This window comes from Enterobacter cloacae complex sp. IR5412 (assembly GCF_049237385.1).
Taxonomy (GTDB): domain Bacteria; phylum Pseudomonadota; class Gammaproteobacteria; order Enterobacterales; family Enterobacteriaceae; genus Enterobacter; species Enterobacter intestinihominis.
The window spans coordinates 22,141-30,999 of record NZ_JBMKHQ010000016.1 but is presented as its reverse complement, the minus strand read 5'-3'; the positions used below and the strand labels follow the sequence as shown (position 1 = coordinate 30,999).

At 57.9% G+C, this 8,859-nt stretch carries 7 protein-coding genes; 3 read left to right on the top strand and 4 right to left on the bottom strand.

Going from position 1 to position 8,859, the window contains the following annotated elements; translation table 11 throughout:
* The 3 genes from ftsN to priA all read right to left on the bottom strand — a co-directional run.
* On the bottom strand, positions 1 to 859 hold an 859-nt coding region (gene ftsN / locus ACOTX2_RS21205; protein WP_421625967.1), incomplete at its 3' end, for a cell division protein FtsN.
* Between the two features lie 92 nt (positions 860 to 951).
* Positions 952 to 1,977: a DNA-binding transcriptional regulator CytR gene (gene cytR / locus ACOTX2_RS21200; RefSeq protein ID WP_022649794.1), complete on the bottom strand. Its 1,026-nt coding sequence runs from the start codon at positions 1,975 to 1,977 to the stop codon at positions 952 to 954.
* A gap of 119 nt (positions 1,978 to 2,096) precedes the next feature.
* Positions 2,097 to 4,292, bottom strand: a complete 2,196-nt coding sequence (gene priA / locus ACOTX2_RS21195; RefSeq protein WP_063146861.1) for a primosomal protein N' — start codon at positions 4,290 to 4,292, stop codon at positions 2,097 to 2,099.
* 200 nt (positions 4,293 to 4,492) lie between these two features.
* Here priA and rpmE point away from each other — a divergent pair, with 200 nt between their 5' ends.
* Positions 4,493 to 4,705: a 50S ribosomal protein L31 gene (rpmE, locus tag ACOTX2_RS21190; RefSeq protein ID WP_003862040.1), complete on the top strand. Its 213-nt coding sequence runs from the start codon at positions 4,493 to 4,495 to the stop codon at positions 4,703 to 4,705.
* Between the two features lie 48 nt (positions 4,706 to 4,753).
* On the opposite strand, the gene metJ is transcribed toward rpmE, so the two are convergent.
* Positions 4,754 to 5,071: a met regulon transcriptional regulator MetJ gene (metJ, locus tag ACOTX2_RS21185; protein ID WP_006179183.1), complete on the bottom strand. Its 318-nt coding sequence runs from the start codon at positions 5,069 to 5,071 to the stop codon at positions 4,754 to 4,756.
* A gap of 275 nt (positions 5,072 to 5,346) precedes the next feature.
* Here metJ and metB point away from each other — a divergent pair, with 275 nt between their 5' ends.
* Together metB and ACOTX2_RS21175 are read left to right on the top strand one after the other, a co-directional pair.
* Positions 5,347 to 6,507, top strand: a complete 1,161-nt coding sequence (metB, locus tag ACOTX2_RS21180; RefSeq protein ID WP_017383102.1) for a cystathionine gamma-synthase — start codon at positions 5,347 to 5,349, stop codon at positions 6,505 to 6,507.
* A gap of 2 nt (positions 6,508 to 6,509) precedes the next feature.
* A partial coding sequence (locus tag ACOTX2_RS21175; protein ID WP_421625966.1) for a bifunctional aspartate kinase/homoserine dehydrogenase II occupies positions 6,510 to 8,859 on the top strand: 2,350 nt, incomplete at its 3' end.

The window sequence follows — 8,859 nt, the reverse complement described above, 5'->3', positions numbered from 1 at the left end:
TCCAGCCGTTATTGGTGGTAATGCGTGAGTCAAATCCTTCAAATGCCAGCTGAGCTCGCACCGTTTCTGCCTGCTCAGCGCCTTTAAACGAACCGCACTGAACCATCCAGCGGCGTTCATCTTTTTTCTCAGCCGTCTGCTTTGGTGCCTCGGTCTCTTTAGTGACCGGCGCAGCCTGCTGCGTTTTTGGCTGTTGCGCAGTGGTATGTGCAGGCGTCTGCAACAGATCCTGATACGGCTGTGCTGTTTGCTTCTGCGGCTGGGCTTTCGGCTGCTGCTGAACAGGCTGCGTTTGTACAGTACGCGTCTGCTGCTGCGGTTGTGTACGCGGCTGTTGTACCGGCTGCGTCTGCGTCCACTGCTGCTGTTGCGTTTGCTGCTGTGCCTGACGCTGGCGCTGCAACGTTTGCTGACGCTGCGCCGGGGTTTGTTCGTTCCACGGTACTTCGTTCAACTGCGTAGGCTGCTGGCGCATGTCCGCCTGCATCTGAGCGAGCAACTGGCGCTGTTCGTCCGTCAGCTGATCGGCATTCTTCACTTCACCCCCGGCAGAAGGCTCGGTAGGCGCACGTACGCCAGGCTGGCGGCTTTCCAGCTCTTTAATGTAGCGCCAGCGCTCTTCAGGCTTCGGAGGAAGGCCGTTGCCGACGACCTTGTTACCCTGAAGGGCTTCAGACTCTTCTTTTTTATGATGCGTAATGAAGTAGAGGCCGCCAATAAAGGCCACCAGCACAGCCGCAGCAATGGCGACCATGGCTGGGGAGACAGCAGACAGGCTACGTTGCTTGCTTTTTGAACTACTCTTTTTGCGTCGCGAAGGTGCCGGCTGGCCGCGACGTACATAATCTCGTTGTGCCACTATCGTTTCGCTGTATTTATTCGTTCGTCAGCCCGCCATGTTACTTAAGCGACGGGGCTTTGACCAGATAAGGGTGTCGAAAGGTATTTACTTTAAGTTAATGCCTGGGTAGAGCCGCGCACAATCAGCTCACAATCCAGTAGTCGTGACCCACTGCTAACTGTTTGACCGTGCAGCTGATCCAGCAAAAGCAGCATCGCTTCCCGGCCAATGTCATACCGCGGCTGCGAAACAGTCGAAAGCGGCGGATCGCAAAACTCCGAAAGCGAAATATTATCAAAACCGATTATCGACAGGTCCTTTGGCACGCGCAGGCCGTGACGTTTGGCGTAGGATAACGCCCCCAGCGCCATCACGTCGCTGTGGCAGAAGACCGCGGTAGGCGGTTCTGGCAAGGCAAGCAATTTTTCCAGCGCCTGCCCGCCCGCTTCAAAGGTGAAATCACCGCGCGCAATGTAGTGCGGATCGACAACAGCCCCGGTACGGCGAAGCGCCTGAACGTAGCCCTGCAACCGGTAATGACACAGCGGCATCTCTTCTGGTCCGGCAATACAACCGATACGCTTATGCCCCAGCTCCTGAAGATAGTTCACGGCGTTGAACGCGGCGGTGAGGTTATCGATATGAACGGTCGGCAGCTCCAGCTCCGGCGCGAATTCGTTCGCCATGACCATTGGCGGTAAATTGCGCTGTTCTTCAATGCTGGCATCAAACGGCAGGCGTGAGCCAAGCAGCAGCATGCCATCAATCTGCTTGGTGATGATCAGGTCGATGAACGTTTTTTCCTGCTGGTTCTGGTGGGCACAATCACCAATCAGCACCAGATAGCCCTGGGCGGCGGCCGTGACCTCAATGCCGCGGATGATTTCGCTGAAGAAGGGATCGCAGATGTCCGGCACGATCACCAGGATGGTGCGGGATTCGTTGCGTTTAACGTTGCGCCCCATGGCTTGCGGGAAATAACCGACCTCAAGCGCCGCCTTTTCAACCCGGTTTCGGGTCGCCTGGGAGACTTTGTCAGGGTTCATCAATGCGCGGGACACGGTTGCTGTTGAGACTTGTGCTTTCTCGGCAACGTCTTTCATGGTCGCCGAGGCAACCTCTTTCCTGGACTTCAACGTCTTCTCCTCGCCTGAACACCGAACTGCGGACCGCACCATTTTTACAGATAGTTAATGGAATCGGTTACAGAATTTTCATAAAAAGTGTGAGGCGCATTAAATTTTTCGATCCGTCTTCAGCCTTCAATCGGATCGACGTCCAGAACCCACTTCACTTTTCGCGCTTCCGGCAGGGTATTAATCAGCGCCAGCGTGCCGCTGACGATCTGCTGTAAACGGATACGCGAAGGGTGCTGAAGTAAGAGTTGCCAGCGGAAACGGCCGCCGCGTTTCGGGGCGAGCGCGGGTACCGGGCCTAAAATCCACAGCTGATTATCCACCAGTGGGCTGGCCTGCAGGAGATTTCTCAGCTGTTGCAGGAACAGCGGCGCCTGCTGATTGTTATGATCTTCCGCACGGATGATGACGTGGCTGGTCCACGGAGGAAGCTGCATCGTCTGACGTTCGGCCAGCGCCTGGTCCGCGAAGGCGTCATAGCCTTTGTGCAGCAGCGTTTGCAGCAGCGGGTGCTCAGGATGGTGCGTTTGCAGCACTACTTCGCCCTGCTTACCCGCTCGACCGGCGCGACCAGCAACCTGGGTATAAAGCTGTGCGAAACGCTCGGCGGAGCGAAAATCCGCGGAGAACAGCGCGCCGTCGACGTCCAGCAGGGCGACCAGCGTCACGTCCGGGAAGTGATGCCCTTTCGCCAGCATTTGAGTGCCAATCAGGATGCGCGCGCCGCCGCGATGCACTTCCGCCAGCTGCTGCTCCAGTGCCCCTTTGCGGCTGGTGGTGTCCCTGTCGATACGCGAAATGGGCACATCAGGGAAGAACGGTGCCAGCGCCTGTTCGAGCTGCTCCGTCCCCAGACCCACCGGCACGATGTGCGTTGAGCCGCAGGACGGGCACTGACGGGGTACCGGACGCTGGCTGTCGCAGTGGTGGCAGCGTAAATGGCGCTGAGCCTGGTGGAAGGTGTAGTAGTGATCGCAGCGCGGGCACTCGGCAATCCAGCCGCAGTCGTGGCACAGCAACGCAGGCGCGAAGCCGCGGCGGTTCAGAAACAGGATCACCTGGTTGCCCGCCTGCAAATGTTGGCGCATGCGGCTAATCAGCGCAGGCGCTAACCCGGCCTGCACCTGTTGGCCTTTCAGATCCAGCACATGCTGAATGGCCGGACGGGCATTCCCCGCGCGGCGCGTCAGGCGCAGCATGTGGTATTTACGCTGGCGAACGTTGTGCAGCGTTTCAAGCGCGGGGGTGGCGGACCCCAGAATAATGGGGATTTGCTCGCTGTGGGCGCGGTACACGGCTAAGTCGCGGGCGTGATAGCGCCAGCCTTCCTGCTGTTTATAGGAGCTGTCATGCTCTTCATCGATCACGATAACGCCGAGATTTTTAAACGGCGTAAAGAGTGAGGAACGGGTGCCAATCACAATCGCCGCTTCGCCGTTTTTCGCTTTCAGCCAGGCGCTGAGGCGCTCGCTGTCGTTCAGGCCGGAGTGCAGAACCTCAACGGGCGCATTAAAGCGTTCACGGAAACGGGCGATGGTTTGCGGCGTCAGGCCGATTTCCGGCACCATTACCAGCGCCTGTTTACCCTGCGCGAGCACATTTTCCAGTACGCTCAGATACACTTCGGTTTTACCGGAGCCGGTGACGCCCGCCAGCAGCCAGGCGGAGAAACGATCGGCGGCGCTGTGAATCGCGCCCACGGCGGTGGCCTGCTCGGTATTCAGACGCAGGCGATCGCCCGAGACGGAAAAGCCGTCGCGCCAGTCGTGAAGGGCAGGTGCTTCGCTGGCCAGCTCGCTCAGCCCTTTCTTCCTTAATGCCTGCAACGCGGTTTCGCTCACCTCGAGCTCGTCGACCTGATGGCGCCAGATTTTCCCCTGGCGTAGCGCGGCCAACGCCTGCTGTTGTTTTTGCGAGCGCTTCAGGCTGTTGATGTCGACGGCCTGGCCTTCCTCCGTGGCAAACCAGTACCACATTGGCGCATGGCTGGCGCGCTTACCCTGACGCAGCATAATCGGCAGGGCGTGGAACAATACGTCGCCAATAGGATGGTGATAATAATCTGCCGCCCACAGCAGCAGTCGCCAGGTGCTGTGAGAGTAAACAGGTTCATCATCCAGCACTTCAACGATCGATTTCAGCTCGGTAAGCGGCAGCTCGCTTTTATCGCTGACGGAGACGACGATCCCCACGCGCTGCTGTTTACCGAACGGCACGGTCACGCGACAGCCCGCTTTGGCGCTCATGCTGTCGGGCAGCAGGTAGTCAAAGGTGCGGGGAAGCGGAACGGGCAGGGCAACGTGAGCGACGGGCATCGAATCTTCCTGACTTGAAAAGTGGCGCGTTAGTATACACATTAGTGAAAGCGGCGTGCGGATCAGTTTGCATACGTTGGTTAAATTCTGTATGATTCGCCGCCTTTGGTGTACTTTACGCCAAAGAACTTACATTCAACATCGCGTGGTGTCTGGCGTTAGGGCTGGAAGAGCGACGCGGCCTTAACTGAGGTTCTCCCATGAAAAAAGATATTCACCCGAAATACGAAATGATTACTGCAAACTGCTCTTGCGGTAACTCTATCCAGATCCGCTCTACCGTGGGTCACGATCTGAACCTGGACGTGTGCGGCAAATGCCACCCGTTCTACACTGGTAAGCAGCGTGATGTTGCAACCGGTGGCCGTGTTGACCGCTTCAACAAGCGTTTCAGCATCCCGGGCGCTAAATAAGTTTCCCGAAAAAAAGGCACCGCAAGGTGCCTTTTTTGTATCCGCTTATCAGTATTCCCACGTATCCGGGTCGATACCCAATTCACGCATGATCACCTTCGCCTCTTCTGGAATTTCGTCACTGCGCTCTTTGCGCAGATCGTCATCGTTCGGCAACGGTTGGCCGGTAAACGCATGCAGGAACGCTTCGCACAGCAGTTCGCTGTTAGTGGCGTGACGCAGGTTGTTCACCTGACGACGCGTACGTTCATCGGTGAGGATCTTCAACACCTTCAGAGGAATGGACACCGTGATTTTCTTGACTTGCTCACTCTTCTTACCGTGCTCAGCGTATGGGCTGATATATTCGCCGCTCCATTCAGCCATGAGATACCTTTAATCCTCTCAGTCATTAATCTAAAGGTGCAAAACCGGTAACCATCAGTTTTGAACCGTAATCTTGCGTAGTTTACCGTAGAGACGATACCGAGGCACGGATATTGCCGCTGTAGCGTGTCCTAAAGCATATAATTTTAACGGCTATTTGCGCATTGCTCAATCTATACGCAAAGAAGTTTAGATGTCCAGATGTATTGACGTCTATACTTTCAATGTTTACTCTGGTGCCTGACTTTTCACCTCATTCGCCAGGAAGCCTCACCATGACGCGTAAACAGGCCACCATCGCAGTGCGTAGCGGATTGAATGATGACGAGCAGTACGGCTGCGTTGTCCCGCCAATTCATCTCTCCAGCACCTATAATTTCACCGGATTTAATGAACCCCGCGCGCATGACTACTCGCGTCGCGGCAATCCTACGCGTGACGTCACCCAGCGCGCGCTGGCGGAACTGGAAGGCGGCGCAGGTGCGGTATTAACCAATACCGGCATGTCTGCCATTCATCTGGTGACCACGGTGTTCCTGAAACCTGGCGATTTGCTGGTGGCGCCGCACGACTGCTACGGCGGCAGCTATCGTCTGTTTGATAGCCTGGCGAAACGTGGCTGCTACCGCGTGTTGTTTGTCGATCAAAACGACGAACAGGCGCTGAAACAGGCGTTAGCCGAACAGCCGAAGCTGGTTCTGGTGGAAAGTCCAAGCAATCCATTGTTGCGCGTAGTCGATATTGCGAAAATTTGTCAGCTCGCAAGGGATGCGGGAGCGATAAGTGTAGTGGATAATACGTTCCTCAGTCCGGCCCTTCAGAACCCACTGGCACTGGGTGCCGATCTGGTGTTGCATTCATGCACGAAATATCTGAACGGCCATTCTGACGTGGTAGCGGGTGTGGTGATTGCCAAAGATCCTGATGTTGTCACTGAACTGGCATGGTGGGCCAATAACATTGGCGTCACCGCGGGCGCGTTCGACAGCTATTTGCTGCTGCGTGGTATCCGCACCCTGTCACCGCGTATGGACGTGGCGCAGCGTAATGCCCAGGCGATCGTGGATTTCCTGAAAACCCAGCCGCTGGTGAAGAAGCTTTATCACCCGTCGCTGCCGGAAAACCAGGGGCACGAGATTGCCGCGCGCCAACAGAAAGGATTTGGCGCGATGTTAAGTTTTGAACTGGACGGTGACGAGCAAACGCTGCGTCGCTTCCTGAGCGGGTTGTCATTGTTTACGCTGGCGGAATCCTTAGGGGGAGTTGAAAGCTTGATCTCCCACGCCGCAACCATGACGCACGCAGGTATGGCACCCGAAGCACGTGCCGCCGCCGGGATTTCCGAGACGCTGCTGCGTATCTCGACCGGTATTGAAGATTCTGAAGATTTAATTGCCGATCTGGAAAATGGCTTCCGGGTCGCAGCCAAGGGGTAATCATGAGTGTGATAGCGCAGGCAGGGGCGAAGGGTCGTCAGCTGCACAAGTTTGGTGGTAGTAGTCTTGCTGATGTGAAATGTTATCTGCGTGTCGCAGGGATCATGACCGAGTATTCACAGCCGGGGGACATGATGGTTGTCTCTGCGGCGGGCAGCACCACCAACCAGCTGATTAGCTGGCTGAAACTGAGCCAGACCGATCGCCTCTCTGCGCATCAGGTGCAACAGTCCTTACGTCGTTACCAGAGTGAACTGATTGCCGGTTTGCTGCCTGCGGACGTGGCGGACGGGCTGATAAGCGCCTTTACTCACGACCTTGAGCGTCTGGCAGCTCTGCTGGACAGCGGCATTACCGATGCGGTGTATGCGGAAGTGGTTGGCCATGGTGAAGTGTGGTCTGCGCGCCTGATGGCCGCCGTGCTGCAACATCTTGGCGTGGAAGCCGCCTGGCTCGACGCGCGTGATTTCCTGCGTGCCGAACGCGCCGCACAGCCGCAGGTAGACGAAGGGTTGTCCTACCCGCTGCTGCAACAGCTGCTGGTGCAACATCCGGGTAAACGTATTGTAGTGACCGGCTTTATCAGTCGCAGCAACGCAGGTGAAACCGTACTGCTGGGCCGTAACGGCTCTGACTACTCGGCAACGCAGATTGGCGCCCTGGCGGGCGTGTCCCGCGTCACCATCTGGAGCGACGTGGCCGGTGTCTACAGCGCGGACCCGCGCAAAGTAAAAGATGCCTGCCTGCTGCCGCTGCTGCGTCTCGACGAAGCGAGCGAGCTGGCGCGTCTGGCGGCACCAGTGCTGCACGCGCGCACGCTACAGCCGGTTTCCGGCAGCGACATCGACCTGCAACTACGCTGTAGCTACACGCCGGATCAGGGTTCCACTCGCATCGAGCGCGTGCTGGCATCCGGTACGGGCGCGCGCATTGTCACCAGCCACGATGACATCTGCCTGATTGAGTTCCAGGTGCCTGCGGGCCAGGATTTCAAACTGGCGCACAAAGATATCGACACCATCCTGAAACGTGCCCAGGTGCGTCCGCTGGCCGTTGGCGTGCATAACGATCGCCAGCTGTTGCAGTTCTGCTATACCGCTGAAGTGGTGGACAGCGCCCTGAAGATTCTGGATGAAGCGGGACTGCCGGGCGAGCTTCGCCTGCGTCAGGGACTGGCGCTGGTGGCAATGGTGGGCGCGGGCGTCACCCGTAACCCGCTGCACTGCCACCGCTTCTGGCAGCAGCTGAAAGGGCAGCCGGTGGAGTTCACCTGGCAGTCGGAAGAGGGCATCAGCCTGGTTGCCGTTCTGCGCAAGGGGCCAACCGAAAGCCTGATTCAGGGCCTGCACACCTCCCTGTTCCGCGCGGAAAAACGCATCGGCCTGGTACTGTTCGGGAAAGGGAACATCGGTTCCCGCTGGCTGGAGCTGTTCGCCCGCGAGCAGGTGACGCTTTCGGCGCGTACCGGATTTGAGTTTATTCTGGCAGGCGTGGTGGACAGCCGCCGCAGCCTGTTGAACTACGAAGGGCTGGACGCCAGTCGGGCGCTGGCCTTCTTTAACGATGAAGCGGTTGAGCAGGACGAAGAGTCGCTGTTCCTGTGGATGCGCGCGCACCCGTACGACGATCTGGTGGTGCTGGACGTTACCGCCAGCGAGCAACTGGCCGATCAGTATCTGGATTTTGCCAGCCACGGGTTCCACGTCATCAGCGCCAACAAGCTGGCAGGCGCGAGCAGCACTGACAAATATCGCCAGATCCACGACGCGTTCGAAAAAACGGGTCGTCACTGGCTGTATAACGCCACCGTTGGCGCAGGTCTGCCGGTTAACCATACCGTGCGCGATCTGATTGATAGCGGCGACAGCATTCTGGCGCTGAGCGGGATCTTCTCCGGCACGCTCTCCTGGCTGTTCCTGCAATTTGACGGTACCGTGCCGTTCACCGACCTGGTGGATCAGGCGTGGCAGCAGGGCTTAACCGAGCCGGATCCGCGCGTTGACCTTGCCGGTAAAGACGTGATGCGCAAGCTGGTGATCCTGGCGCGTGAAGCAGGCTACGACATTGAGCCGGGTCAGGTACGCGTTGAGTCTCTGGTGCCTGCGGGCTGCGAGGAAGGATCTGTCGATCACTTCTTTGAGAACGGCGACGAGCTGAACGAGCAGATGGTGCAACGTCTCGAAGCGGCAAACGAGATGGGCCTGGTGCTGCGTTACGTGGCGCGCTTCGAGGCGAACGGTAAAGCGCGCGTGGGCGTGGAGGCGGTACGTCCTGAACATCCGCTGGCGGCGCTGCTGCCGTGCGATAACGTCTTCGCCATCGAAAGCCGCTGGTACCGCGATAACCCGCTGG

What these genes read in the sequence shown, in the direction of transcription:
- metJ (WP_006179183.1), bottom strand. Translation starts at nt 5,071, where the DNA reads ATGGCTGAATGGAGCGGCGAATATATCAGCCCATACGCTGAGCACGGT.
- rpmE (WP_003862040.1), top strand. Translation starts at nt 4,493, where the DNA reads ATGAAAAAAGATATTCACCCGAAATACGAAATGATTACTGCAAACTGC.
- metB (WP_017383102.1), top strand. Translation starts at nt 5,347, where the DNA reads ATGACGCGTAAACAGGCCACCATCGCAGTGCGTAGCGGATTGAATGAT.
- priA (WP_063146861.1), bottom strand. Translation starts at nt 4,292, where the DNA reads ATGCCCGTCGCTCACGTTGCCCTGCCCGTTCCGCTTCCCCGCACCTTT.